Raw genomic sequence first — 25,655 nt, forward strand, 5'->3', positions numbered from 1 at the left:
ACTCGAACCCGCGGCGCCCGATCTCAAGCACGTCGCGCTGCTGCAAGGCACCAAGGCCTATGGCGTGCATGTCCGGCCGCTCGCGGTGCCGGCGCGCGAGGGCCGCTCGGAAATGTACGAGCAGCCGAATTTCTATTGGGCGCAGGAGAACTTCCTGCGTGAGCTGCAACGCGGCAAGGGCTGGCACTGGAGCATCCTGCGGCCGGTGTTGATCATCGGCGAAGCGATGGGCGGCGCGATGGACCTGATCCCGCCGCTCGGCGTCTATGCGGCGGTGCTGCGCGCGCAAGGCAGGCCGCTGGATTATCCCGGCGGCGCGCCGCGTGTCGCGCAGGCAGTCGACGTCGATCTGCTGGCGCGCGCAATCGCCTGGTCCGGCGATGCCGCAGCCGCGCGCAACGAAGCGTTCAACGTCACCAATGGCGACGTCTTCACCTGGGAGAACATCTGGCCGGCGGTCTCGGATGCGCTCGAGATGACGCCGGGCAAGCCTGTGCCGCTGTCGCTGGCGCAGGAGTATCCGAAATGGATCCCGCTGTGGGATGAACTGCGCAGGAAACACGACCTGATCGCGCCCGGTCTGGAACAGTTCGTCGGCCTGTCGTTCCAATATGCCGATTACAGCCTGCGCCATGGGCAGACTGAATCCGGTCCGCCCTCGATCGTCTCGACGGTGAAGATCAACCAGGCCGGCTTCACCGAGATGATGGATACCGAAGCGATGTTCCGGAAATGGTTCAGGTTGGCGAAGGCGAGCCGGCTGTTGCCGTGAACCGATCGGGCCACCGCCCTCTCGTCTCCCTCGCCCCGCGTTTGCGGGGAGAGGGGCTTCTATCCGGCGAGCACTTCGCTGCTTGTTGAGCCGCGTGCCTCGCCCCTCACCCGGATCGCATCTTCGATGCGATCCGACCTCTCCCCGCAAAGAGCGGGGAGAGGTGAAGAGCGTCCCTGCTATGGGTTGAGCCCTACCGCGAAAACGCCTGTTCCATCGCCTTGCGCGTCTTGATGGTGTCGTTCGCCTCGTCGACCTCGACGTCGCTCCAGCGCACCACGGCGCCATGGGCGACGTCGTGCTTCAGCTTGACCCGATGCGCGAGGCCGATCGGCAATGCGCCGGCAGCGAGGCTGGCGGAGGCGGGCATCAGTTTGCCCCACACCGTGTAACCGCCTTCGCCGTCGAGCATCTCGCCGGCGCGCAGATTGCGCTTGGCGACCGCTGCGACGTCGCCGCGGAAGCCGCGCGGCTGTCCGGTCGGCTCGTTGCGCAGCGCAGCCGACAGCACCGAGATGTTCAGCTCGAGCCCGATCAGATGATAGGGCTTGTACATCGCCGCAAAGCGGCCGGATGAATCGGTCTTGAGGCCATATTGCCTGAAGCAATCGGCGGCATAATCGTTCGGCGCCTCCAGCACCACATAGACGCCCCAGCGCAGATCGCGGAACACCGGGCGGCCGTCGCGCTCCAGCGACGACACCACTTCCACGATGCCGGATTTCTCCAGCACGCCGCCCTTGTCGCGCGGCCGCATCACATGCGGCAGATCGTCGACGCCGCAGGGCGGAAACAGCAGGCCCTCCGACGGCACGTCGAGCGTGCAGGAATTGGCGATCGCGGCCATCTCGATCGCCGATTTGGTGCCGTCGAGGAAGGAGTTGAACATCTGCGGGTTCATGCCGGCGGATTGCGCCTCGCCGGCGGTGAGCCCGTAATGCTGCCACACGCCCTCCGGCGTCACGTCGTGATAGGCCGGCAGATATTTGGTGCCCTTGCCGGCGGCGACGACGCGAAATCCTGTCGCGCGCGCCCAATCCACCATCTCCGCGGTCAGCGCCGGCTGATCGCCATAGGCGAGCGAATAGACCACGCCGGCCTTGCGCGCCTCCTCGGCGAGCAGCGGCCCTGCCAGCACGTCGGCCTCGACATTGACCATCACGACATGCTTGCCGGCGGCGATTGCCGCGCGGGCGTGGCGGATGCCGACGGCGGGATTGCCGGTGGCCTCGACCACGACATCGAACGCGCCGCCGGCGATGGCGCGCGCGCCGTCGTCGGTGAAGGTGGTTGCGTTGATCCGCGCGTCGTCCCAGCCGACCGTGCGGCAGGCCTCGCGGGCGCGCTCGCGGTCGAGATCGACGATGACAGGCACTTCGAGCCCCGGCGTGTGCGGCACCTGCGACAGGAACATCGAGCCGAATTTTCCGGCGCCGATCAGGACGACGCGCACCGGTTTGCCGGCGGCGGCGCGGGTTTTGAGGAGGTGATGCAGGTTCATGATGCTGGTTACCGATGCTGCGGTCGCGCGGGGCGCGCGACAAATTCAGAACTCGTCATTCCGGGGCGACGCGCAAGCGTCGAGCCCGGAATCCATCGTACGGCAAAACATGCGGTCAAATGGATTCCGGGCTCTCGCTTCGCGAGCCCCGGAATGACAGTTGTGTGTTTACTCCGCCGCCTGCCGCGGCGCACGTGCCAATCGCAGCAGCGCGTCGTCGGCCACCGTCTGGATCGGCGTGAAGTCGCGATGCGCGATGTAGTCCGGCCGCGTCGGGGTGCGGATGTAGTTCGAGACCGCGTTCAGCGTCAGGTAGACGATCTTGCGCGGATAGGGCGTGATGTTGCCGCTCGAGCCATGCACCAGGTTGCCGTGGAACATCAGCATGCCGCCGGGCTTGCCGGTCGGCGCGACGATGCCGCCCTGCTTGACGAGCCGCGTCACGGTCTCTTCATCGAGCGTCCACAGCGGATAGGAGGTGGTTTCGAGGTCGTGCGAGGCCTTGAGGTCGCCGGCGGTCTGGCTCTGCGGCACCAGCATCAGCGGTCCGTTGATCGGCATCACCTCGTCGAGGAAGATCGCGATGTTCATCGCGCGCGGCTCCGGCATGCCGTCGTCGCGCTTCCAGGTGCCGTAATCCTGGTGCCATTGCCAGACGTCGCCGGTGAAGGCCGCCTTCGCGTTGATCTTGAACTGATGCATGTAGACCTTCTCGCCGAACAGCTGCTCGATCGGGTCGATCATGCGCGGATGGGCGCCGAGGAGACCAAACGCCTCGTTGTAGAGATGCGCGGCGAATGCGGTGCGCGGTGCACCGCTCTTCTCGCGCCACACCTCGGGGCGGTTGGCGTCGTAGATCGAAACCGCCTCGCGGGCGAGGAAGTCGACCTCTTCCTGGTTGAACAGCTCGGGCAGGAACAGCCAGCCTTCGCGATGGAAAAATTCGATCTGCTCTTGCGTCAGTTTCATGGTGCTTTCCTCCTTTGATTGTTGGTTGGTTATTGCTGCGGCGCCGCGTCGAACCCGTTCACGCCGCCACGTCGATGGTCCTCAGCTTCTCTTCCGTCATCCGCCCCGCCGTCTGCGCATGCGCCAGCGCCGCGGCCTCCGCGGCGGCGGCATTGCCGGAGAAAATATGCGCGGCGATGGTCTCGTGTTCGGTCCAGGCACTGCCGCGGTAATCGAGCTCGGCGAGCACGGTTGCCATCGAGCGGCGCATATGCGGCCATTGCGGCGCGATCATTTCCTCGATCGCGGAATTGCCGGCGAGCCGGTAGATCGCGCTGTGGAAGTCGACGTCGATCGCGATCAGGCGCGCCAGCGGCGCGTCGTCGTCGATCGCGCGGCCGGCTTCGAGCGCGGCCTCGAGTTGGCTGCGGGCGGTGGAATCCTCCTTGACGCGTCGCGCCGCGAGCCGCGCCGCCAGCGCGTCGATCGCGCCGCGCACCTCGTACAGTTCGCGGATGCGCTGCGGATCGAGCTGCGTCACCTCGAAGCCGCGCTTGCCGCTTTCCGCGACGAGGCCCTGACGATGCAGCAGATGCAGCGCATGCGAGATCGGCTGGCGCGAGACGCCGAGCCGTTCGGCAAGCTCATTCTGGGTGATGCGCTGACCGGGCAACAGCGTGCGGTCGATGATCGCCTCGAGCAACCGCCCGTAGACCTGGTCGATGAGGTTCGGAAGCGGGTCCAACGGGATCATGCCGGCCATCCAAATTGGAATACGGAATTCCGTATTCGATAAGGAAGCTACTGCCGGTTGCGCGGACGGTCAAGGCTCCAATTCGCAGTGGAGGCAAGCAATTGATATGTCGAATCTTTCTGAGAATGGACCTGTCCAGCATTCGCGCCGGTCCAGCTCATCAGCCATCAAGCCAGCCTGGTCGAATGCCGGCCACCGGCTGCTTTGCATGGGGTTGTTTTCGATATTTTGGCAACGGGCCTCCCCGCAAGTCGGGGGAGGAGGCCCGGGTGCCGGCGCGAAAGATGCCCCGCTACTTCGCCTTGCCCAACTCGATCAGGATCCGCGTCATCAGATAGAGCCGCGGCACGATCGAGTTGGTGTCGATATACTCGTCGCGGGCGTGGTAGCCCCAGCCGGCGAGGCCGAAGCTCTCGACCACGACGGCCTTGCCGCTGCGCGCGGCGTAGCCGGCGTCGGTCGCGCCGCCGGTCATCTCCGCGAGATCAAGTGTGCGCCCGAGCTCGGCATAGATCGCCTGTCCCTGCTTGGCGAGCGCGCGGCCACGATCGTCAGCCACGAAGGGCGGGCGGCCCGCGGTGACCTTCACGGTCACCTCGGTGTCCGGGATCAGCTTGTTCTTGATCTTCTCGTCGAGCGCGGCTTGCAGCTTTTGCACACCGTCCGGAATGGTGAGGCGGATGTCGGCGCCGGCCGAGGCGTGATCGGGGATCTGGTTGCGCACGGTGCCGGCCTTCGCGGTGGTCCAGTTCAGCTGCGTGCCCGGGATCGATTTCGCGACGTCCTCGGTTTGCAGCAATTGATGCGCGAGCTCGAGCAGCGCGTTGCGACCGAGCTGCGGCGCCGCGCCGGCATGCGAAGCCTTGCCCTTCACCTCCATGTTGCCGGTCGCGGTGCCGCTGGCGCCGAGCAGCAAGCTCTCGTTCTTGGCGACCGGAGGCGCAACCGTCGGCTCGCAGGACAGCACCACGTCGTGCTGATCGGCGAGCTCGGAGATGATCTCGCCGGAGCCGATCGAGCCGACCTCTTCGTCGGGATTGAACGATACCGTGAGCTTGGCGTAGTCGCGCCAGCCAGTATCTTGCAGGATCTTCAGGGAATGCAGGATGACGGCGATGCCGCCCTTGTCGTCGGCGATGCCGGGTCCGTAGATCCGGTTGCCGTCGACCTTGTAGGGCTGGGTGTCGAGGATACCGTGCTCGTAGACCGTATCCATATGCGCGATCAGCATCAGCTTCCTGCTGCCGGTGCCCTCGAAGGTGCCGATCACCATGTCGGCGCCGGCGCCCTTGGTGGTCTTGCGCCGCTCGGTCTTGGCGCCGAGCGCCTTCAGCCGCGCTTCGGTGTAGTCGGCCATCTTCTTCAGGCCCTCGACATCGCCGGAGCCGGACTCGATCAGCACCATGTCGTGCAGGCTTTCGATCACCGCGGGCTGGGCCTGCTCGGCGGCCGCACGCAGTTTTTCATCCGCGGCGGCAAGGGCGGAGGACGAGGCGAGCGCGAGCAGGCCGGCCGATGCGAGCAATTTGATCGATAGTTTCATGATTGTCCTCCCTGCTGAAACGCAGGGAGACACTAGCATCGCGACCTGTCAGCCTCCAGCCGCGTCAGCTGCGGTCGAGCACCTCGACATCGAAGGTTTCGATCTCCGTGGCATCGGCGGTCGCATCGATCGCCGCGATCCTGTCGCCCGAGATCGTGACCCGCAGCACGACCCGCAACGCGCCGCCGAGGATGACGGCAACGCCGATCGCGCCATCGACCAGCGCCGGTCTCGCCGCCTGCGCGCGTCCCTTGAAGCTCTCGGCCACAGCGGTGGCGCCGCGGATCACCGGCAGCGAGCCGAGCCGCTGCGCCGCCTGATCGGCGCGCACCACGACATCGGGCGCGAGCACGGCGAGCAGTCCCTCGAAATCGCCATCGCGGGACGCGGCGAGGAAAGCCTCGACGATTCTGCGCTGCCGGCCGAGATCGGCATCCGGCGCGGACGGTGCGCCCTGCACGCGCCGCCGCGCACGGCTGGCGAGCTGCCGCGCGGCCGCCGGCGTGCGTCCGACGATCGGCGCGATCTCCTCGAACGGCACCGCGAACATGTCGTGCAGCACGAACGCCAGCCGCTCGGCCGGCGCCAGCGTTTCCAGCACCACCAGCAGCGCCGCGCCGACGGAGTCCGCCATCTCCGTCTCGCGCTCGGACGGATTGTCCGCGACCGGCTCAGGCACATGCGGACCGATCGGCTCCTCGCGGCGCGATTTGCGCGAGCGGAGCATGTCGAGGCAGATCCGTGCGATCACCGTGGTCAGCCATCCCCCGAGATTGTCGACCGCAGCCGTGTCGGTGCGGCTAAGCCGCAGCCAGGCTTCCTGCACGGCGTCGTCGACCTCCGCGGTCGAACCCAGCATCCGGTAGGCCACCGCCCGCAGGCGCGGCCGGTTGGCCTCGAACTGTTCAGCGAGAGAATTTTTCTCGGTCATCGGTCACATTCCCCTGGTCCGCTCCGTCATGCCCATGACGAACGAAGCCCACCCGATGTGACAACAGATCGGCATGGCGGCGTCAAAAGGCAAACCAGGAGAGCGATATGATGAAAGCCCGCATGAACCACCCGGTGATGGTTGTTCCCGAGGCCATGACGGCGTTGCAGGCGCTCAGCGAGAGCACCAAGCCGGCGCTGCCGGAAAGGCTGCTGGAACTGGTGCATCTGCGCGCCAGCCAGATCAACGGATGCAGCGTCTGCGTCGACATGCACCCGAAACTCGCCCGCCGCGCCGGCGAGACCGATGAGCGGCTGTTCGCGGTCGGTGCCTGGCGCGATGCGCCCTATTTCAGCGACGCCGAGCGGGCCGCGCTGGCGCTGACGGAAGCGGTGACCCGGCTCAGCGACCGCGAGGATCCGGTGACGGATGCGGTGTGGGACGAGGCCGCCAGGCATTTCAACGAGCCGCAGCTGGCATCGCTGGTGCTCGGCATCGCGGCGATCAACGTCTGGAACAGGTTGAACGTCGCCGTGCGCCAGCCCGTCGGTGCGTGGAAGGTGTGATCTTCACCCTCTCTCCGCAAGCGGGGAGAGGTGCACTGCCTATGCGGCCAAGAACTCCAGCACGATCTCGCAATAGCGCTGCGGGGCCTGTTCGAACATCGGGTGCGTGGTGCCCGGGATCATCTCGGTACGCGCATCCTTCACGTTGGCGGCGAGGGCGTGCAGCACTTTCGGCAGCACGCCCTTGGTGTTGGCGCCGCCGATGAACAGCGTCGGCGCCCTGATCGCCTCGGCGTCCGCCTTGGAGAACGGCGGCCGCTGGTCGCGGGTCTGGCCGAGCAGGGTGGTCGCATTGTCGCGCAGCAGTTGCTTGGAGGCTGCCGGAATCCGCTTCCAGGCGCCGGGGCCTTCCAGCGCGTCCATGAAGATCTGCAAGCCGCCGTCGATATCGCCCTTGGCGATTTCCGCGGCGCATGCCGCGAACCGTGCTGCCAGCGGCGAGGGGCCGGGCTTGAAGTCGGGATCAAGGGTCTCGTCGAGCTCGCCGCCGGGCTCGGCGAGGATCAGCTTGCGCAGCAGGTCCGGCCGCCGCTGCGCGACCCGGAAGCAGATATGGCCGCCGCGGGAATGTCCCATCAGGTCGACCGGTTTGGTGTCGAAGGCTTCGATGAAGGCGATCACATCGTCGACATGCTGCGCGATCGAATAGGTGTCGCCGACGCCGTCCCAATGGGCCGGGAAGAAATGCCGCAGGCTGACCGCGATCACGCGATGGTGACGCGTCAGCGGGCCGAGCACCGCCGACCAGATCCGGAAGTCGCACAGCGAACCATGCACGCAGACCAGCGGCGGCCCCTCGCCGATGTCGAGATAGGGCATGTCGAAACCGTTGACGCGGAGGCTGTGCATTTGGGGCTCGCGGAGGGCAGGAGATGTTGTTGATTCCGCCCAAGTTCCCACGGAATTCGGGTGGATAGCAACATTCTCCAAGCCTAGATTTCAGATCAACAGCAGGCTCCGGTTTGTGAGCCTAACGAATATCTGGAGTGCGCCATGACCGGCCAGCATTTTGCAATCTTCGAGACCATGATCGGCGCCTGCGGCGTCGTCTGGGGCGAGCACGGCGTGACCGGCGTGCAGCTGCCGATGGGCAATGAAGAGAAGACCCGCAAGCGGATTGCCCAGCGCAACGGCGAGGTCACCGAGGCGGCACCGCCGGCCGAAGTGCAGCACGCGATCGACGGCATGATCGAGCTGCTCGCCGGCAAGCCGAACGACCTCGCCGACATCGTGCTCGATCTCGACGGGGTGCCCGAATTCAACCGCGGCGTCTACGACATCGCGCGGAGGATTCCGCCGGGCAAGACCATGACCTATGGCGACATCGCCAAGCAGCTCGGCGGCGTCGAGCTGTCGCGCGACGTCGGCCAGGCGCTCGGCCGCAACCCGTGTCCGATCGTGGTGCCCTGCCACCGGGTGCTGGCGGCGGGCAACAAGCCGGGCGGCTTCTCGGCCAATGGCGGCGTGGTCACCAAGCTGAAGATGTTGCAGATCGAAGGTGCGGTGGTGAACCACACGCCGAGTTTGTTCGATTGAGGAAGAAGCACCCCTCCCTTCCAGCGGAGCGCAATCGAAACCGCGAGCAGCTTTGCTTTGCTGCCTCTACGTTCGTCATGGCCGGGCTTGTCCCGGCCATCCACGTCTTTGTCGTGCGGAAACCAAGACGTGGATGCCCGGCACAAGGCCGGGCATGACGGAGTTCGTGGGGAGGTCGAGCGCTTATGCGATTGCCCACCTCCAGGGGAGGGTGAAGCGAGCAAGCTCTTACTACGTCGTCTCACAAACAAACCCGTTGCCCTTCCGCCTGATCTTGCCGACCGAGGGTGAGGGGAAATGGGCGGGGCAGCACAGCGTCTCGGTGTCGCAATAGCGCTCGAGGAAGCTGCGGCGTGTCTTTGCCGCCAGCGCGGGGTCTACGTCGAATTTCGGCGAGATTTCCGGATAGAGCGTCTGGATCGGCGAGTGCATCAGGTCGCCGGCAAACACCGCGTCATCCTTGCCGCGGCCGAAGGTGAAGGCGAGGTGGCCCGGCGTGTGGCCGGGTGTCGGCAGGACGCGCATGTGGTCGCCGATCGCGAAATCATTGCCGACGAGATCGGCCCGCTTGGCTTCCACCACCGGCAGCACGCTGTCGACGAATGGCGGGACTTCGGCCTTGGCGTTGGTCTCGGTCCAGTAGTCGAACTCGGTCTTGTCGAATACGTAGCGCGCGTTTGGGAAGGTCGGCACCCAGCGGCCGTTATCGAGCCGCGTATTCCAGCCGACATGGTCGACATGCAGATGCGTGCACATCACATAGTCGATGTCGCCGACCGAGAAACCGGCCGAGGCAAGGCCGCGCAGATAGCTGTCGTCGGTCTTCATGTTCCAGCTCGGCCGGCCCGGCCGCGGCTTGTCGTTGCCGATGCAGCTGTCGATCAGGATGGTGTGGTGCGGCGTCTTCACGATGTAGGACTGGAACGCCAGGATCAGCGTGTCACTATCGTCGAGCGCGCCGGCGGCTTTCATCCAGGCGCGGTTCTCGCCCAGCAGCTCCGGCGTCAGGGTGGGGAACATGTCGTGCGCGGGCAGGAACTTGGCTTCCTCCTCGACGACGCGGTGAATGGTGAGATCGCCGGCGGCAAATTTCAGGCTCATGGTGATTCCCTGGCGTTAGCGTTTTCGAGCGAAGCGGAGTCCGTTTGGCGTGAAGAAAACGCGTAGACAAAGGTCAGTGCGCGTCGCGCACGGCTGGAATGATGATGTTGGCGAGGATATCCATCGCCGCAAGGCCTTCCTTGGGCTGGCCGTACTGGGCGGCCGTCGTCATCATCACAAGATCGAGATCGGGCACGATGATGATGCGCTGTCCGCCCCAGCCGAACGCGCCGACCCATTTCACTTCCTTGCCGTCGGACAGCGAGCGGCCCATCCACCACTGATAGCCATAGAACAGCGTGCCGCCGAAATAGCCGACGGCCTGGAAGCGCGGCACAATCGATTGCGCGATCCAGTCGGCCGGGACGATCTGCTGCTCCTTCCACCGTCCGCGGTCGAGCACGAGCTGGCCGATCTTGGCGGCATCGCGCGGGCGCAGCCTGAGGCCGGCGGCGGCAGCGATCTTGCCGTTCTCGTAGCTCTTCCATTCGAGATCGGTGATGCCGAGCGGCTGGAACAGCGTCTCGCGCGCGAACGCTTCGAGCGGTTTGCCGGAGACCTGTTCGACGATGTTGCCGAGCACATTCGTGCCGCCGCCATTATAGGTCCACAGCGTGTCCGGCGGCGCTGCGATCGGCTTGGCCAGGACATAGCCGATCGGATCGGCATCGAAGGCGAGATGCGGTTCGTCGTTGTTCGGATCGGTCCAGGGCAGTGCCTCGTCCCATTGGATGCCCGACGACATCGTCAGCAGGTGGCGCAGCGTGATCGCGTCCCATCCGGCTGATTTGACCGACTGGCGCTCGGGAAAGAATTTCGTCACGCGCTCGTCGACGCCGGCGATCAGCTTGCGGTCGATGGCGATCCCGACCAGCAGCGACGTCACGCTCTTCGATGCCGAACGCATGTCGTGCTTGGTGGTCGCCGTGAATTCGATGCGGCCTTCCTTGTGTCCCCACGGCTGATCGATGCTGGTGAAATATTGCTCGAACACCAGTCTGCCGTGACGCGCCACGACGACGGAATGCACTTCGCTGCTGCGCAGGGCGAGCCGCGCGGCGATGCCGCACAGCCGCTTGCCATCCATGCCGACGCTGCCGGGTGACGCGATCGTCCAGCCATCGTCGAGCGCGGCCGGCGATCCGCAAGTCTGTTTCTGTTCAGCTGTCATGTCGTCGGCCCTTGGCGTGATGATCGAGGCCATCAACGCGAGCACAAGGCTCGCGCCGAGCAGGAAGGGGCGGGCGAAGCGATGGCGCATCGTCATTCCTACCGCCCTGCCACGCTACGCGGCTGGCGGCGCCGAGATCTTCACCGACGGCCGTTCCTGCATTCGCTGGTAGAAGGCGTCGAGCTTGGGATAGGCCTTGCGCCAGCCGCAATCGGCGAAGCGGAAATCGGCGTAGCCGAGCACGCAGACAAGGCCGATCTGCGCGATGTCGAACGACGAGCCGTCCAGCACGTCGGGCCGGTTCTCGAACCGCGCCATGCCGGCCCAGGCCCGGTTCCAGTGATCGTCGTACCAAGCTTGCCACAGCGAGCCCTGCGGCCGCACCATCTTCTCGTAGCGGCACAGCAGCATGGAATCGAGCATGCCGTTGAGCAACGAGTGATCGGTCTTCAGCTTCCAGCGCCGCGGGCCGTAGCCCGGGATCAGCCGGCCGCCGCCGATCTCGTTGAGATATTCGACGATGACGTAGGAATCCAGAATCACGTCGCCATGGTCGAGGATCAGCACCGGCAGCTTCTTCAGCGGCGAGATCCTGGAATATTCGTCATTGGCCGTACCCGGCGCGACGCTGGCCGGCACGAATTCGATCTTGTCGATCAGGCCGAGCTCGATCGCCGCGATGCGCACCTTGCGGGCGAACGGGGAAGCGGGAGAGAAGGTGAGTTTCATGGAGATGACCTCTTTCCGAGTACGCAGTCGTCATCCTGAGGAGCGCGCCCTTGGGCGCGCGTCTCGAAGGATGGGTAGTGATCGATGCTTTGCCGTCACCCTTCCGACGGATGGACGACGGTGTCCTTGGCTCATCCTTCGAGACGCGCGCGTTGCGCGCTCCTCAGGATGACGGTCCCGTAAACTACGCCGCGACGATTTCCTGGCGCTGCTCGCCGAGGCCCTCGATGCCGAGCGTCACGACGTCGCCGACGTTGAGATATTGCGGCGGCTTCATGCCGGTGCCGACGCCGGGCGGGGTGCCGGTGGTGACGACGTCGCCGGGCAGCAGCGTCATGAACTGCGAGACGTAGGAGATGCACTTCGCCATGGTGAAGATCATGGTCGAGGTCGTGCCGGTCTGGCGGCGCTGGCCGTTGACGTCGAGCCACATCGAGAGCTTCTGCACGTCGGCGATTTCGTCCTTGGTGGCGAGCCAGGGGCCAACCGGACCGAACGTGTCGTGCGACTTGCCCTTGGTCCACTGTCCGAGGCGTTCGATCTGGAAGTTGCGCTCGGAGACGTCGTTGCAGATGCAGTAGCCGGCGACGTGGTTCAGCGCGTCGGCTTCCGAGACATACTTGGCACGGGTGCCGATGATGGCGGCGATCTCGACTTCCCAGTCGAGCTTGGTCGAGCCGCGCGGCTTCTCGACCGGATCGTTCGGGCCGGAAAGCGCGGTGTTGGCCTTCAGGAAGAAGATCGGCTCCGACGGGATCGGGTTGCCGGTTTCCTTGGCGTGGTCGGAATAGTTGAGGCCGATCGCGACGAATTTCGAGATGCCGGTGACGGGGGCGCCGAAGCGCGGCTTGCCGGCGACCGCGGGCAGGGAGGCGGGATCGAGGGCAGCAAGCTTCTTCAGCGACTCCGGCGTGTAGGCTTCGCCGGTCAGGTCCTTCAGATGGGCCGAGAGGTCGCGGAGCTGGCCGGATTTATCGATCAGACCGGGCTTTTCCGCACCCTTTTCGCCATAACGAACAAGCTTCATGTTGATCACTCCCTGCGATGTCCTGAGGATTATTACTGGTATACCTCGACACGCTTCATGGAACAGCGCGGCAGGAAATTCAACCGCTTCACGGTCGCGGCATTGCAGCCATCACCTTCCGGCGTGGCGGCTTGGAACGGTTCGTTCAAATGCCCGTCATGATTGCGGCTGCGGCGCCGCCAGCATCCGCGTGAACATGTCTTCCAGCAGCCGGCACGGCGGCTCCGGATCGCGCGTACCCGCGACGATCGCATCATCAGCCACGGCGTGCATCCCGTCGAATACGATCAGCGCCGCGCTGCGGGCGTCCGGGAAGGTCCAGACCCCGGCCTTCCGGCCATCCTCCAGCACCGCGACGATCTGAGCGATCACGTCGTCCTTTTCCTGCGACTGGCGCTGATGATGCGGAAAGTCGTGAAACACGACGTCATGCAGTTCGACATTGGCAAGATAGGTTCCAACCGCGCCGCGTAGCCAGGCCGATAGCCGTCCGGCGTGATCGTCTTCGGCACATTCAGCGATCGAAGCCGCAACGCGGGCGAGGAAGTCCTGCGAGAAACGCGCGCGCAGGGCGATGATCACATCTGCCTTGGTGGAGAAGTAATGGTAGAAGGTGCCCTTGGCGACGCCGGCCCGGGCGACGATGTCGTCGATCGTGGTGGCCTCGATGCCCTTTGCGATGAACAGGGCGGCTGCCGCCGACATCAGGTCGTCCACCCTGACCTCGGCAGGCTGAGTCCGTCTCCAACGCTGCGCTGCGCCGCGTGGCGCCGCCGTCTGCCGCTTCCCGATCATGCCGTTCGCATCCACCTGCATCTGATATCCGATTCTGGATCGCACATTTAGAATGACTTTGAAATAGCTTAGTTATATTGACCGACCGTCAGTCGATGCGTATTTGTGCCGCCATGTCCAACAAGCCCGGCGGCATAATGATGTCCCTGTCCCGCAAATCCGTGGCCGTTCTTGCGGTCTATCTCGGCACCTGCATGGCGACCGTTGCGATCAGCATCGTCACCGTGGCGCTGCCTGCCATCCAAGCCGGCCTCGGGGCTGAGCTTGCCGGGTTGCAGTGGGTGGTCGGTGCCTACGCGCTGAGCCTGTCCGCCTGCATGCTCTCGGCCGGCCCGATCGGCGACCGTTACGGCCGCAAGCGCGCCTGGCTGTTCGGCATCGTGCTGTTCACGCTCGGCTCCGCCACCTCCGCGACCGCGCCGTCGCTTGCGATCCTGATTGCCGGCTGCGCGTTGCAGGGCGTCGCCGGTGCGCTGGTCATCCCGGGCGCGCTGTCGATCCTGGCCCAGGCGTTCCCCAATCCCGCCGAGCGTGCGCATGCGATCGGCGGCTGGTCGTCCTTCAGCGCGGTGTCGCTCATTCTCGGCCCGATGCTCGGCGGCATCCTGGTCGACACTGTCGATTGGCGGAGCGTATTCCTGATCAACCTGCCCGTCGGCGCGGTCGCGCTTGGTCTTGGCCTGGTCGGCATCGACGAGAGCGCCGATCCCGACCACGCCGCGCTCGACCCAGCCGGCCAGGTCTTGAGCGTGGTGCTTCTCGGCGCGCTGACCTACGGCTTTATCGCCGCCAGCGGCGGCTGGACTGCGCCCGCCACGCTGTCGGCATTCGGCGTCGCGGGAGCCGCGTTGCTGCTGTTCGTCGTGGTCGAACGGCGCGCCGCGCGCCCGTTGGTGCCGGTCGACCTGTTTCGCGATCTCGCCTTCGTGGCGGTGAACTTCGCCTCGTTCGCACTCGGCTTCTCCGGTTACAGCAGCCTGTTCCTGTTCTCTCTGTTCTTGCAGCAGGCGCAGGGCTGGTCGGCCGCCCAGGCTGGCAGCGGAATCGCCCCGGTGTTCGTCGTCGCCGCGACGGGATCGTTGTTGTTCGGCCGCTGGGCGGCGCGTTTCGGGCTGCGCCGGTTGATGATCGTTGGTTATGTCCTGCTTGGCGTTGCCATGCTCGGCATGAGCTCGTTCACGGAAGCGACACCCTATGCCGTGATCGCGCCGTTGTTCGCGCTGCTCGGCGCGGGCCTCGGGCTCTCGGTGCCGGCGACGGGCGCATCGACCATGGCGGTGGCGCCGCGCGAGCGCAGCGGAATCGCGTCCGCGACGATGAACGCCTTGCGGCAGAGCGGCATGACGATCTCCATCGCCCTGCTCGGCACGGTGCTGGCCACCACCGCCACTGCGTCGCTCACCAGCGCGCTGATGAACGCCAATGTCGGCAACGCGGCCGAACTTGCCGCCATCGCGATCCGGCGTCACGAAATGCCTGGCGGTCTCGGCATAGCACCGGACACCTTTCACGCCATGCTGGCGAGTGCGCTCGCCCGCGGTTTTTCCGCCGCGGCCGCGCTGGCCGGCCTGTTCGCGCTGCTGGCGGCGGCGATGCTCGCCGCGGCTGCGTTGCAGGCGCGGCGGGCGCAGCCCGGATCCGCGCTCGCCAGAGAGACATGATCACACCCTCATCCGCATCAGGAGTATCGCCCATGAAATTCTTTCGCGAAGCCGAACCCGGCATCTTCATCGCAACCGGCTACCTGCAAACGGAGCAGGATGGTTGCGAATGGACCGTGGAATACGCCGAGCTGCTCGCCGCGAACCGGCCGCTCGCCGTGATCGTCAACGTCAACGATCAGCCGGAGGTCGCCGCCGGCAAGCCGATGGTGCTGTGGATGAAGGCGCACAAGGCCGAGCTCGGCCGGTTGATCCGGGTCACCGTCTTCATCGCCGATGACGACGAGGAGCGCGCCGAGCTCGAGCGCAGCCTGCCGGGCCGTGCCAAGGCCTTGCCCTATCCGGCCGCGATCGCCGCCAGCGAGGCTGACGCGCTGTTCCTCGCGCGCGCCAGCCTGGGTTAGTTCAGGTGTCGAGCGCGACGAACCTGAAGGCGTCGCCATCGCGCCTGATGTGGCCGGCATTGAAATGCCCGCCGATCACCAGCGTCGGCGTGTCGGCGAAGCGCGCGAACAACTCGCGCCGCGTCGCCGCCGATTGCTTCTGGTCGGAGTCCGCGGTCGACGACCAGTCGAGGTGGTACATCTGGCACGGATGATGCGCGACGTCGCCGGTCAGCAGCCCTTCCGCGCCGCTTGATTTGATGTGGATGCTCATGTGGCCGGGGCTGTGGCCCGGGGTCGGGATCAGCGTGATTTCCTCGGTCAGGCGGTGATCGCTCGGCACCAGCTCGGCCTTGCCGGCATCCGCGATCGGCTTCACCGAGTCCGCGAACACGGCGGCATGCGCGGCATCGTCGCTGTGGTCGCGCCAGTGCTCGAATTCGGTCCGGCCGAACACGTAACGGGCGTTGGCGAAGGTCGGCACCCATTTGCCGCCGGCGAGCTTCGTGTTCCAGCCGACATGGTCGACATGCAGATGCGTGCACAGCACGGTGTCGATGCTGTCAGGGGCAAAACCGGCCGCGGTCAGCTTCTCCAGGAACGGATCGCTGCGGTTGTTCCAGGTCGGCACGTTGCGGCCCTGCTTGTCGTTGCCGAGCCCGGTGTCGACGATGATGCGGTGCTCCGGCGTCTCGACCAGCAGCGAATGGATCGACATTTTGAGCCGGCCATCCTCGTTGGCGAAATGCGGGATCAGCCAGGGCAGGCTCTGGATCTCCTCCCGGCCGGCCAGCGGCAGGATGAAGCGCGTGCTGCCAACGGTCTCGAGTTCGACGACCTTGGTGATCTTGACCTTGCCGATCGTCCATTGCATGCGGCGTGTCCTCGGTTTTCTTGTTATCGGGCGCAGTCGACGATCACGGTGCCGATCTTATCGCCCTTCTCGACCGCGAGATGGGCGTCGGCAGTCTCGGCAAGCGCGAATTGCCCGGCGATGTTGTGCACGCGGGTGCCAGACGCCAGCCATTTCGTGATGTCGGCCTGCGCGGCGGCGAGCAGCGGCGGCGGCAGCGCGAACAACACCAGCGAGCGCACCGTGATGCACTTCTCCATCAATTCGCGTACCGGCAGCGTGGGCGTGCGGTTGCCGTTGGTGGCGTAGACTGCGATGGTCGAATTCAGCGCCATGAGCTTCAGCGTGGTCGCGAGGTTGCCGCCGAAATCGACGTCGATCACGCGATCGACGCCGCGGTTCTCGGTGAACGCCATGACCTTGGCGACGACGTCCTCGGTCCGGTAGTTGACCACCATGTCGGCGCCGCCGAGCCGCGCCTCAACGTCCTTGACCTGCGAACTCACGGTCGCGATCACCCGCGCGCCGCCCCACTTCGCCAGTTGCACGGCATAGTGGCCGACCGCGCCGGCGCCGCCGGTGACCAGCACCGTCTGGCCCGCGACCGGGCCGTCGGCAAACAACGCGCACCATGCGGTCATGCAGGGAATGCCAAGCGTGGCGCCGGCCGCGAACGATACGTCCTGCGGCAACGGCGTCACCAGATAATCGGCGAGCGTGATGTATTCGGCCGCGGTGCCGAAGGCGCGGCCGTTGCGCTGGCCGTTGAACAGCCAGACGCGATCGCCGACGGCAAAGCGCGTCACGCCTTCGCCGATCTGGTCGACGATCCCGGCGCCGTCGCTGTTCGGGATCACGCGGGGAAACTCCATCGCGCGATAATTGCCGCTGCGGCGGCCGACATCGGCCGGATTGACGCCGGAGGCTTGGAGGCGAATCCGGACCTCGCCGGGACCGGCGTCGGGCGTCGGCATCTCGCCGACGGTGAGCACCGTCGGCGCTGCGCCCGCTCGTTCGTACCAGACCGCCTTCACAGCGTGCCCGGGAAGGCGCCGCCATCGAGCAGGATGTTCTGCCCGGTGATGAAGCCGGCCTTGTCGCCGCACAGGAAGGCGCAGGCATAGCCGAACTCGTCCGGACGGCCGAAGCGGCCGGCGGGATTCAGCTTGGCGCGCTCGGTCAGGACCTGGTCGGCCGAGATGCCGCGCTTCTCGGCTTCGGGCTTGGCGGTGCCGCGCAGGCGGTCGGTGTCGAACGGGCCCGGCAGCAGGCCGTTGATGGTGACATTGTTGATCACGGTCTTGCGCGACAGGCCGGCGACGAAGCCGGTGAGGCCGGCGCGGGCACCGTTGGACAGGCCGAGAATCTCGATCGGCGCCTTCACCGCCGCCGAGGTGATGTTGACGATGCGGCCGAACTTGCGCGCCATCATGCCGTCGACGGTCGCCTTGATCAGCTCGATCGGCGTCAGCATGTTGGCGTCGATCGCCTTGATCCAGTCGTCGCGGGTCCAGTTGCGGAAATCGCCGGGCGGCGGGCCGCCGGCATTGTTGATCAGGATGTCCGGCTCGGGGCAGGCTTTCAGCACGGCCTCGCGTCCTGCCGGGGTCGTGATGTCACCGACGATCTCGGTGACCGTGACGCCGGGATGCGCCTTGCGAATCTCATCGGCGGTCTGCTTCAGCGCCTCGGCGCCGCGCGCCGTCAGCGTGACATGCACCCCCTCATTGGCGAGCGCGATCGCGCAGGCGCGGCCCAGTCCCTTGCTCGATGCGCAGACGATGGCGCGGCGGCCTTTGATTCCAAGATCCACGAGTTCGCTCCCTGTGAGGTCGGATAGGTTTGTAAAGGTTTGATGGATGCATTCTAGCCAAGCTCGGCCCCGCCGATAAGGGATGTGCAATGCATAAGTGCATGCCGGGCAGGAACAGCCGGGCGAAGGCGGCGAGCTAGATGCGCTGTTCGCGCCGCAGCCGCTCGATCGCCATGGTGGCCTCGGGCGGTAGCGAACGGAAACCGGCTTGTCCGGCCGCCGAGAACAGCGGCCGCAATTGCGATCCGTTGAGGAATTGCGGCTGCCGGGCGAGCGGCACCAGCTGATCGAACACCAGCACCAGCGTGGTCACGACGAGGCCCACCCTGACCGCGCCGAGTAGCGCGCCGCCGAGGCGGTCGCCGATCCCGATCTCCGCGCCCATCGTGTCGTCGAGCATCGTCCGCGCCATCTTTCCAAGGATGACACCGATCACGAGGAACAGGCCGAACAGCAGCACCCCGTTGGGCGGAAACGGCGAGGCCGGCAGCGTCGCGATGTGGGGCCCGATCATCGCGAGCGCCGCGACCGCGAGCGGCATCGCGACGAGATAGGCCAGGATGGTGATCGCGCTGCGCAACAGGCCGGTCATGAAGCCGGTCACGACCGCAAACAGCAACCCGATGATCACGGCGAGGTCGAAGAGGTTCATGGTAAGGATTTCCTGCCCGATCTCCTAGGGTTTCCAGGTTGATGAATCCGGCTTACATCAAGGACAATTGTAGAGATTCATTGTCTATGTCCGCCATACCACAGCCGTCATTCCCCGGTGCGCAATTGCGCACCTGGGGGCGCGCGTCAGCGCGAGCCCGGAATCCATTGGGCCGCAGCTTCTGTAGATGAATGGATTCCGGGCTCTCGCTTCGCGAGCCCCGGAATGACGAGAAGGTCACCCCGCCCGCATCTCCGCCTTGATCATGTCGGCGGCCTTCTCGCCGATCATGATGGTCGGCGCATTGGTGTTGCCGCCGATCAGCGTCGGCATGATCGAGGCGTCGACCACGCGCAGGCCCTCCAGGCCATGCACGCGCAGCGTCGGATCGACCACCGCGAGCGGATCGTTGCTGCCCATCTTGCAGGTGCCGACCGGGTGGTAGACGGTGTCGGAGCGCGCCCGCAGAATGCTGCGGATGTCGTCGTCGGTGCTGACACCTGCGGTGAACATGTCCTTCTGCTGCAACGCGCGCAGCGCCGGCGTGTCGAGCAGTCGCTTCGTCATCTTGAAGCCTGCGACCATGGTCTCGACGTCGCTGTCCTCGCCGAAGAAGTTCGGATCGATCGCGGGTGCTGCGAGGGGATCGGCGCTGTTCAGCCACACGCTGCCGCGGCTTGCCGGCCGCAGCAGGCAGACATGGCAGGAGAATCCGGTGCCCCAGCGCGGCTTGCGGCCGTGGTCTTCCACCATGGCCATGCAGAAATGCAGCTGGATGTCGGGGATGTCGAGGTCGGGCCGGGTCTTCAGGAAGCCGCCGCATTCGGCGACGTTCGAAGTCATCGGGCCGCGCCGCTGGCGCCGGTACTGCCCGATGCCCTTGATGATCCGCCCGATGCCGCTCCACGACAGTCCCGAGAAATAGGGCGCGTCGGAGGCGAAGCCGAACACGAAATCCGGATGATCCTGCAGGTTCTGTCCGACCCCCGGCAGCTGATGCAGGCTGGCGATGCCGTGCTTGCCGAGTGCCGCCGCGTCGCCGACGCCCGACAGCATCAGCAATTGCGGCGACTGGAACGCGCCGGCCGCGAGGATGACCTCGCGCCGCGCGCGCAGCACCTTCTTCTCCTTGCCCTGGATGTATTCGACGGCGACGGCACGCTTGCCCTCGAAGATGATGCGGGTCGCGTGGGCCTGCGTCTCGATACGCAGATTGGGCCGGCGGCCCATGTGAGGATGGATATAGCCGCGCGCCGCGCTCCAGCGCTCGCCATTCCGCTGCGTCACCTGGTAGATGCCGAGCCCTTCCTGCTCGGCACCGTTGAAATCGTCGCGGATCCGGAACTGGGCCTCGCGCGCGCCTTGCAGGAACATCTCCTTGACCGGATTGTCGGACTGCAGGCCGGTGACGTTGAGCGGCCCGCCCTTGCCGTGATACTCGCCGTCGAGCTCGGTGTTGTGCTCCGCGCGCTTGAAGTAGGGCAGCACGTCGGCGTAGCTCCAGCCGGGATTGCCGAGCGAGGCCCAATGGTCGTAGTCGGCGCGATGGCCGCGGATATAGACCATGGCATTGATCGCCGAGGAGCCGCCGAGCCCCTTGCCGCGCGGCTGATAGCCGATGCGGCCGTTCAGGCCCTTCTGCGGCACCGTGTCGAACGCCCAGTTGTTGAGCTTGCTCGAGAGCATCAGGATGATGGCGCCGGGCGTGGTCACCACCCAATTGTCGTTTGTGCCGCCGGCATCGAGCATCGCCACCGAGGTCGCCGGATCCTCCGACAACCGCCCCGCCACCGCGCAGCCGCCGGAGCCTCCGCCCACCACCACGAAATCGAACGTGTCAGTCATTCTTGTTTCCCCTTGGCTATTCTTCTTTGTCATTCCGGGGCGATGCGAAGCATCGAGCCCGGAATCCATCGCGCCGCGGTGACGCGGATAAGTGGATTCCGGACTCGCGCTGCGCGCGCCCCGGAATGACGGTTACGACAACATCCGCATCAGCTTCTCCAGCCGCGCGATCTTCGCGCCATAGGGCGGATAGAGATCGGCGAGCCGGTTGAAGCGCGAGCGGTAGAACACCGGCTTCAGCTTGGTCAGCGTCCTGAAGCCCCATTCGCCGTGATAGGCGCCGGTGCCGGATGCGCCGACGCCACCCATCGGCTGATAGGCCTGCGCGAAATGGAACAGGCAGTCATTGACGGTGACGCCACCGGACACCGTGCGCGCCAGCACCGCGTCGCGGGCCGCATTGTCGGTACCGAACCAGTAAAGTGCCAGCGGGCGGTCGCGCTTGTTGATGAAGGCGATCGCCTCCGTTGCGTCACGGGCGCCCATGACCGGCAGCAGCGGCCCGAAGATCTCCTCCTGCATCACGGTCATATCGGGCGTCGCATCGACGATGACGGTCGGCGGGAATTTGCGCCTCGACTTCCATTCGGGATCGTTGGGGGCCGCGGGCTGCATGATGGTCGCGCCCTTTGCGGCGGCATCGGCCACCAGGGCCTCGAGTCTGACGTAATGCCGGTCCGAGACGATCGAGGTGTAATCGGGATTTTTCGGATCGGTGCCGAACATCTGCTGCATATGGCCCTGCATCCGCATCGCAAGCGGCTGCACCGAGGCCTGCGGCGCCAGCACGTAATCGGGCGCGATGCAGGTCTGGCCGGCATTGAGCAGCTTGCCATAGGCGATGCGCTGCGCGGCCTCGTCGATGTCGGCGGAGCCGTCGACGATCACGGGCGATTTGCCACCGAGCTCGAGCGTCACCGGCGTCAGATTGCGGCCACAGGCTTCCGCGACCAGCCGGCCGACGCGGGTCGAGCCGGTGAAGATCAGATGATCGAACGGCAGCGCGGCGAAGGCTTTGGCGATGTCGTCGTCGATGTCGGTGACGACGAGCTCGGTGCTGTCGAATTTCTTCGCGATCGCCTCCATCAGCAGTTCGGAGAACCGCGGCACCAGCTCGCTCGGCTTGATGATGGCGCTGTTGCCGGCCGCGATGGCCGCGACTGCGGGCGCCAGCGTCAACTGTAGCGGGTAATTCCAGGGCGCGATGATGCCGACCACGCCGAGCGGCTGCGGGATCAGCCGGTTCTTCGCCGGCGCGAACTGCACCGTGGTCGGGATCTTTTGCGGCGCCATCCAGGATTTGAGGTGCCTGGCGGCGTGCTTGATCTCGCCGAGCACCAGCATGGTCTCGGCGATCGCGGTCTCGACGGTGGAGCGGTGGCCGAAATCGGCCGAGATCGCCGCCTCGAATCGCGCTTCGTTCTCGGTCAGCGCGGCGCGCAGGCGCCGCAGCCGGTCCAGCCGTGCCTGCAATGTCGGCGCCGGCTCGCTCCGCGACAGCTCGAACTGGCGCTGAAAGGTCTCTTCGAGCGCATGCAGCCCCGGGCTTTTCAGTGGCCGGTCCATGGCGTTTCCCCTCGGATGACGTTTCCTTGACGGATTTTGTTGGGCGCCAAGCTCTGCTTTTGCGCGCGGTCTGGCAAGACCTGGTTCCCCGCGGTCGATTTGTCAGGAAAACCTGATATTTCGACGTCACAAAATCCTCAAAAACCCACGTCCGGGGCTTTCCAAACCGGGCACACGTTGATACATACGCCCCGCACCCGACGGCTTCGGCCTGGGTCGCCTTCTCAGGAAGCCCTCCGGACGGATCGATCGGCGCCGTTAGACGCGTTGGCCGGCAGGTTCGGGCACTCTTTCTGCAAGGCACGCAACGGTTTAACGCGGGGTGGAGCAGCCCGGTAGCTCGTCAGGCTCATAACCTGAAGGTCATAGGTTCAAATCCTATCCCCGCAACCATCTCAACTTGCGATTGGCCCGCCCCTCCGGCGGGCCTTTTGCTTTTGAGCGAAATCGCAAGGATTCCAGCCAGATCGCCGCGCACGTCGATCTTCAGCTCGTCGTCCTCCGGCGTCAGGATGATGTCCCGCACGAGTGAGCGGATCAGGTCGGCCGCAGTCATCCGCTTCGCCTCCGAATCCTCCTGAAGCGCCGCGTACAGCTCGTCGACCTGGACGTGGTAGTGATGAGCCATGTTCGGATGAAGGAGGGGGGGCGGCTCTTCCGCCTCTCGCAGGAACGCCTTCAGCTCTTTCTGACGACGCTCCAGGACGACCATCTTCTCATTGAGACGATCGGCAGCGCCGCCCTTCAGGATGAGGTTCAGGAGCGTATCGAGTTCCCGGTCTATCCGTTTGACCTCGGCTTCGGCCGCATCGATCGAGGCTCGGCCCTCCATGCGGAGCCGGTTCATCTCGCGGGTGAACTCGTCGCAGAACTCCTTGAACAGCTCGGGGTCCATCAGGTGATGGCGCAGCGCGTTGAGGACGCGCGCCTCAAGCTGATCGCGCCGGATGTTTTTGCGATTGTCGCAGGTGCCCTTGTTGCGGGCCGTCGAGCAGCCGACCAGATCAGCCGAGATCATCGAGTAACCGCCGCCGCAACAGCTGCACTTAGTCAGGCCCGAGAAGAGGTATTTGGGGCGCCGGCGTTCCCGGAAGTGGTTCTCGGTCTCGCCGTCGTCGCTACGGTTCTGTTTGACGGCCTGTTGCCGCTTCTTCACGGCCTGCCAGAGATCGTCGTCGAGGATGCGTAACTCCGGCACGTCTTGAATGATCCAGTCCGCCTCCGGGTTCATCCGCGCCTGGCGCTTGCCCGTGTCCGGGTCTTTAATGAATCGCTGCCGGTTCCAGACCAGCTTGCCGACATACATCTCGTTGTTGAGGATGCCGTTGCCGCGCTTCGGGTTGCCGTTGATGGTGCTGAAGCCCCAATCGCCGCCGCCCGGTGCGGAGATGCTATCCTTGTTCAGCTCGAAGGCGATCCGCTTGGCCGATTTGCCCGCGGCATAGTCGCGGAAGATACGGCTGACGACATCAGCCTGAACCTCATTGATGGTCCGGTCGCCACGCACCGGCTCGCCGCTGGCGTCGAACTTCTTGACCACATCATAGCCATAGGAATTGCCGCCACCGGACTTGCCCAGCTCGACGCGGCCACGCTGACCGCGCCGCGTCTTGTCGGCGAGATCCTTCAGGAACAGGGCGTTCATCGTGCCCTTGAGCCCGACATGGAGATGCGTGACCTCGCCCTCGGATAGAGTGACGATCTTCACGTCCGAATAGGCCATCCTCTTATAGAAGCCGGCGATGTCTTCCTGATCGCGCGACAGGCGATCCATCGCCTCCGCCAGCACATAGCGGAACCGGCCGCGCGTGGCGTCCGAGATCAGGGCCTGGATACCGGGGCGCAGGAGCGAGGCGCCGGAGATCGCGTGATCGGTATATTCCTCAACCACCTGCCAGCCTTGCTTCTCGGCGTGGAGACGGCAGATGCGGAGCTGGTCGGCGATCGAGGCGTCGCGTTGATTGTCGGATGAATAGCGTGCGTAGATCGCAACCTTCACGATGCATTCTCCTGGGATGTCAGGAGCGCGGCGTGCGGCGCCCTTTCATCTGTTCCTCGTAAATCTCCCGTGCAGCTCGCCGGGCGAGCAACCGTACCAGCTCTATCAAGCGTGGGTCGGAGCCTTCGCCACGCCGCGCGAGCGTCAGCTCCGGCTCTATGAGCCGAAGCGCGCTCGTCTGCTTTGGGCGGTTTTTGTGATCCATCGTCGCGCCGTTTGATGTCGGTTGCAAGTTGATGGGTTTCACGATCCTTGTGAATCCAAGTATAGGCAACGGAAATCAAAGGCGAATACTCGGCGGAGAAAGGAGCTGATGCGCGCGGCATAGCGTGCTCCAGCGACGAACAGAATACGCTGGCGTCGTGAAATGACCTGCTAAAATGCCGCGAAACCTGCTCCATGTGACCTCCTCGACCGCCATCCCTTTGAACGTCTTTCATCAAGACAGTCGGGCTGCGAACAGAGCCGATAATAGCGTATTGCGTTTGGCGCTACAAGCGGCTATATTTCAGTCAAGGAGAATGGTCATGGCTGCCACCGTTGAACGCAAGGAATACCCGATCTCGATGCGCCTGCCGGAAGCGGACGTCGCGATGATCGATCGCGCAGCCACCTTGCGTGGCCGTTCTCGGACGGATTTCGTGCGTGATGCCGCCGTGCGCGCTGCCGAGGAAGTCGTCATGGAGCAGGGGCTGATCCGCATGAGCCCGGAGGGCTTCGCCGACTTCATGGAAATCCTGTCCCGTCCGCCCACCATCGTTCCTGAGATGATGGAAGTGCTCCAGCGGCCTGCGCCGTGGGAACCCGGCTACGTCACGAAGCGGTAAGCCGTGGCTTTATCAGCTCCTGAACCGCTTACTGCCGAGCATGACGTTTCCGAGTTCTCCTGTGGCAAACCGACACTCGATCATTGGCTGAAAACGCGCGCCCTTGCCAATCAGGAAAAGGGCTTCACCGCGGTCGTGGCCGTCCATGATGCCGGGCGCGTCGTCGGATATTATGGTCTTGCACCGACGGGGGCTGTCCCTTCGATCCTGCCTCGCGCAATTCGCACTGGACAACCACCCAATCCCGTTCCCTGCCTGCTGCTCGGGCAACTCGCGACGGATACGGCCTGGGCCGGACAGGGCATCGGCACCGGCTTGATGAAGCATGCCCTTGAGCGTTGCGTTCAGGCTGCGCGTCTGGTCGGCGGGCGCGCGCTGATGGTCAACGCCGTCGATGAAGAGGCTGCCCGGTTCTGGCAGCGACGCGGCTTTCTTCGCTCGAAGGACGACCCGTTGGTCCTGCTCCGGTCGATCGCCGATATCGCCGCGATGCTGGCGGCAGGTGGAATCGGCCGCGAGGGATGAGCCTGGTCCGGCTCAATATGGTGAAGGGGGAAGTCTTCCCCTGCGGCCGAGCCTGTAGTCTCGGCCGACCCCTTCGAGCGGGGAGACCCCGCAACGCCCCTGAAGAGTGAGAGTGGGGATCGGAGATCCAGTAGAGTGTCCGCCGTCAGCGCCCTTG

Annotated in this window: 25 protein-coding genes and 1 tRNA gene (1 of these 26 running past the window's edge); 8 read left to right on the forward strand and 18 right to left on the reverse strand. The window is 65.3% G+C overall.

The window, feature by feature from the left end; all coding sequences use genetic code 11:
- Nucleotides 1-772: the 3' portion of an SDR family oxidoreductase gene (locus B2W55_RS09765; RefSeq protein ID WP_024579150.1), read on the forward strand. The gene continues 314 nt to the left of window position 1, outside the view; only the last 772 of its 1,086 coding nucleotides appear in the window; its start codon lies off the left edge, out of view; its stop codon occupies nt 770-772.
- 193 nt (nt 773-965) lie between these two features.
- Here B2W55_RS09765 and B2W55_RS09770 read toward each other — a convergent pair whose 3' ends face one another.
- The 5 genes from B2W55_RS09770 to B2W55_RS09790 form a co-directional block, all read right to left on the reverse strand.
- Entirely contained in the window at nt 966-2,273 is a 1,308-nt protein-coding gene (locus tag B2W55_RS09770) for an NAD(P)H-dependent oxidoreductase (RefSeq protein WP_024579149.1), read from the reverse strand.
- A gap of 168 nt (nt 2,274-2,441) precedes the next feature.
- Nucleotides 2,442-3,242, reverse strand: a complete 801-nt coding sequence (locus tag B2W55_RS09775; protein ID WP_024579148.1) for a phytanoyl-CoA dioxygenase family protein — start codon at nt 3,240-3,242, stop codon at nt 2,442-2,444.
- A gap of 58 nt (nt 3,243-3,300) precedes the next feature.
- Nucleotides 3,301-3,975: a GntR family transcriptional regulator gene (locus B2W55_RS09780; RefSeq protein ID WP_024579147.1), complete on the reverse strand. Its 675-nt coding sequence runs from the start codon at nt 3,973-3,975 to the stop codon at nt 3,301-3,303.
- A gap of 292 nt (nt 3,976-4,267) precedes the next feature.
- Nucleotides 4,268-5,518, reverse strand: a complete 1,251-nt coding sequence (locus B2W55_RS09785; protein ID WP_024579146.1) for a M20/M25/M40 family metallo-hydrolase — start codon at nt 5,516-5,518, stop codon at nt 4,268-4,270.
- Nucleotides 5,519-5,582: 64 nt separating this feature from the next.
- The gene (locus B2W55_RS09790; protein WP_024579145.1) at nt 5,583-6,449 is read right to left on the reverse strand and encodes a sigma-70 family RNA polymerase sigma factor; all 867 of its coding nucleotides are present in this window, start codon (nt 6,447-6,449) and stop codon (nt 5,583-5,585) included.
- 110 nt (nt 6,450-6,559) lie between these two features.
- On the opposite strand from B2W55_RS09790, the gene B2W55_RS09795 reads away from it, so the two are divergent.
- Entirely contained in the window at nt 6,560-7,015 is a 456-nt protein-coding gene (locus tag B2W55_RS09795; RefSeq protein WP_024579144.1) for a carboxymuconolactone decarboxylase family protein, read from the forward strand.
- 39 nt (nt 7,016-7,054) lie between these two features.
- Here the strand turns inward: B2W55_RS09795 and B2W55_RS09800 are convergent, their stop codons facing one another.
- On the reverse strand, nt 7,055-7,864 hold the full coding sequence (locus B2W55_RS09800; RefSeq protein WP_024579143.1) for an alpha/beta fold hydrolase: 810 nt from the start codon (nt 7,862-7,864) through the stop codon (nt 7,055-7,057).
- A gap of 144 nt (nt 7,865-8,008) precedes the next feature.
- Between B2W55_RS09800 and B2W55_RS09805 the strand changes: the two genes are divergently transcribed.
- Nucleotides 8,009-8,551: a methylated-DNA--[protein]-cysteine S-methyltransferase gene (locus tag B2W55_RS09805; protein ID WP_024579142.1), complete on the forward strand. Its 543-nt coding sequence runs from the start codon at nt 8,009-8,011 to the stop codon at nt 8,549-8,551.
- Between the two features lie 231 nt (nt 8,552-8,782).
- Here the strand turns inward: B2W55_RS09805 and B2W55_RS09810 are convergent, their stop codons facing one another.
- The 5 genes from B2W55_RS09810 to B2W55_RS09830 form a co-directional block, all read right to left on the reverse strand.
- The gene (locus B2W55_RS09810; protein ID WP_024579141.1) at nt 8,783-9,652 is read right to left on the reverse strand and encodes an MBL fold metallo-hydrolase; all 870 of its coding nucleotides are present in this window, start codon (nt 9,650-9,652) and stop codon (nt 8,783-8,785) included.
- 73 nt (nt 9,653-9,725) lie between these two features.
- Nucleotides 9,726-10,919, reverse strand: a complete 1,194-nt coding sequence (locus tag B2W55_RS09815; RefSeq protein WP_244442128.1) for a serine hydrolase domain-containing protein — start codon at nt 10,917-10,919, stop codon at nt 9,726-9,728.
- Between the two features lie 18 nt (nt 10,920-10,937).
- The gene (locus tag B2W55_RS09820) at nt 10,938-11,552 is read right to left on the reverse strand and encodes a glutathione S-transferase family protein (RefSeq protein WP_024579139.1); all 615 of its coding nucleotides are present in this window, start codon (nt 11,550-11,552) and stop codon (nt 10,938-10,940) included.
- Nucleotides 11,553-11,736: 184 nt separating this feature from the next.
- Nucleotides 11,737-12,579 carry a fumarylacetoacetate hydrolase family protein gene (locus B2W55_RS09825; RefSeq protein ID WP_024579138.1) on the reverse strand — a complete coding sequence of 281 codons (843 nt, stop codon included), beginning with the start codon at nt 12,577-12,579 and terminating at the stop codon, nt 11,737-11,739.
- Between the two features lie 156 nt (nt 12,580-12,735).
- A complete protein-coding gene (locus B2W55_RS09830; RefSeq protein ID WP_291532220.1) occupies nt 12,736-13,284 on the reverse strand; it encodes a TetR/AcrR family transcriptional regulator in 549 nt (182 codons plus the stop codon).
- A 230-nt stretch (nt 13,285-13,514) separates the two neighbouring features.
- On the opposite strand from B2W55_RS09830, the gene B2W55_RS09835 reads away from it, so the two are divergent.
- On the forward strand, nt 13,515-15,035 hold the full coding sequence (locus tag B2W55_RS09835; RefSeq protein WP_024579136.1) for an MFS transporter: 1,521 nt from the start codon (nt 13,515-13,517) through the stop codon (nt 15,033-15,035).
- 32 nt (nt 15,036-15,067) lie between these two features.
- Entirely contained in the window at nt 15,068-15,439 is a 372-nt protein-coding gene (locus B2W55_RS09840) for a hypothetical protein (RefSeq protein ID WP_024579135.1), read from the forward strand.
- 1 nt (nt 15,440) lies between these two features.
- Here the strand turns inward: B2W55_RS09840 and B2W55_RS09845 are convergent, their stop codons facing one another.
- The 6 genes from B2W55_RS09845 to B2W55_RS09870 all read right to left on the reverse strand — a co-directional run bounded on the left by B2W55_RS09845 (nt 15,441) and on the right by B2W55_RS09870 (nt 22,147).
- Entirely contained in the window at nt 15,441-16,292 is an 852-nt protein-coding gene (locus B2W55_RS09845; protein WP_024579134.1) for an MBL fold metallo-hydrolase, read from the reverse strand.
- 23 nt (nt 16,293-16,315) lie between these two features.
- Nucleotides 16,316-17,305: an NADPH:quinone reductase gene (locus tag B2W55_RS09850; RefSeq protein WP_024579133.1), complete on the reverse strand. Its 990-nt coding sequence runs from the start codon at nt 17,303-17,305 to the stop codon at nt 16,316-16,318.
- Complete coding sequence (locus B2W55_RS09855) at nt 17,302-18,084, reverse strand: SDR family oxidoreductase (protein ID WP_024579132.1); 783 nt, start codon at nt 18,082-18,084, stop codon at nt 17,302-17,304. The genes B2W55_RS09850 and B2W55_RS09855 overlap by 4 nt, the downstream gene beginning before the upstream one ends.
- A gap of 136 nt (nt 18,085-18,220) precedes the next feature.
- A complete protein-coding gene (locus B2W55_RS09860) occupies nt 18,221-18,736 on the reverse strand; it encodes a CvpA family protein (protein WP_024579131.1) in 516 nt (171 codons plus the stop codon).
- Between the two features lie 237 nt (nt 18,737-18,973).
- On the reverse strand, nt 18,974-20,581 hold the full coding sequence (locus tag B2W55_RS09865) for a GMC family oxidoreductase (protein ID WP_024579130.1): 1,608 nt from the start codon (nt 20,579-20,581) through the stop codon (nt 18,974-18,976).
- A 132-nt stretch (nt 20,582-20,713) separates the two neighbouring features.
- The gene (locus tag B2W55_RS09870) at nt 20,714-22,147 is read right to left on the reverse strand and encodes a coniferyl aldehyde dehydrogenase (protein ID WP_024579129.1); all 1,434 of its coding nucleotides are present in this window, start codon (nt 22,145-22,147) and stop codon (nt 20,714-20,716) included.
- 316 nt (nt 22,148-22,463) lie between these two features.
- Between B2W55_RS09870 and B2W55_RS09875 the strand changes: the two genes are divergently transcribed.
- Nucleotides 22,464-22,540, forward strand: a tRNA-Met gene (locus B2W55_RS09875).
- Here B2W55_RS09875 and B2W55_RS09880 read toward each other — a convergent pair.
- The gene (locus B2W55_RS09880; RefSeq protein ID WP_080655039.1) at nt 22,497-24,146 is read right to left on the reverse strand and encodes a recombinase family protein; all 1,650 of its coding nucleotides are present in this window, start codon (nt 24,144-24,146) and stop codon (nt 22,497-22,499) included. The genes B2W55_RS09875 and B2W55_RS09880 overlap by 44 nt on opposite strands.
- Nucleotides 24,147-24,673: 527 nt before the next feature.
- Between B2W55_RS09880 and B2W55_RS09885 the strand changes: the two genes are divergently transcribed.
- Together B2W55_RS09885 and B2W55_RS09890 are read left to right on the forward strand one after the other, a co-directional pair.
- Complete coding sequence (locus B2W55_RS09885; protein ID WP_024343503.1) at nt 24,674-24,973, forward strand: DUF1778 domain-containing protein; 300 nt, start codon at nt 24,674-24,676, stop codon at nt 24,971-24,973.
- Between the two features lie 3 nt (nt 24,974-24,976).
- Complete coding sequence (locus tag B2W55_RS09890; RefSeq protein WP_024343504.1) at nt 24,977-25,498, forward strand: GNAT family N-acetyltransferase; 522 nt, start codon at nt 24,977-24,979, stop codon at nt 25,496-25,498.
- The last annotated feature ends 157 nt before the right edge of the window (nt 25,499-25,655 follow it).

Origin of the sequence: Bradyrhizobium sp. UBA2491 (assembly GCF_002341725.1) — a bacterium.
Classification (GTDB): Bacteria; Pseudomonadota; Alphaproteobacteria; order Rhizobiales; family Xanthobacteraceae; genus Bradyrhizobium.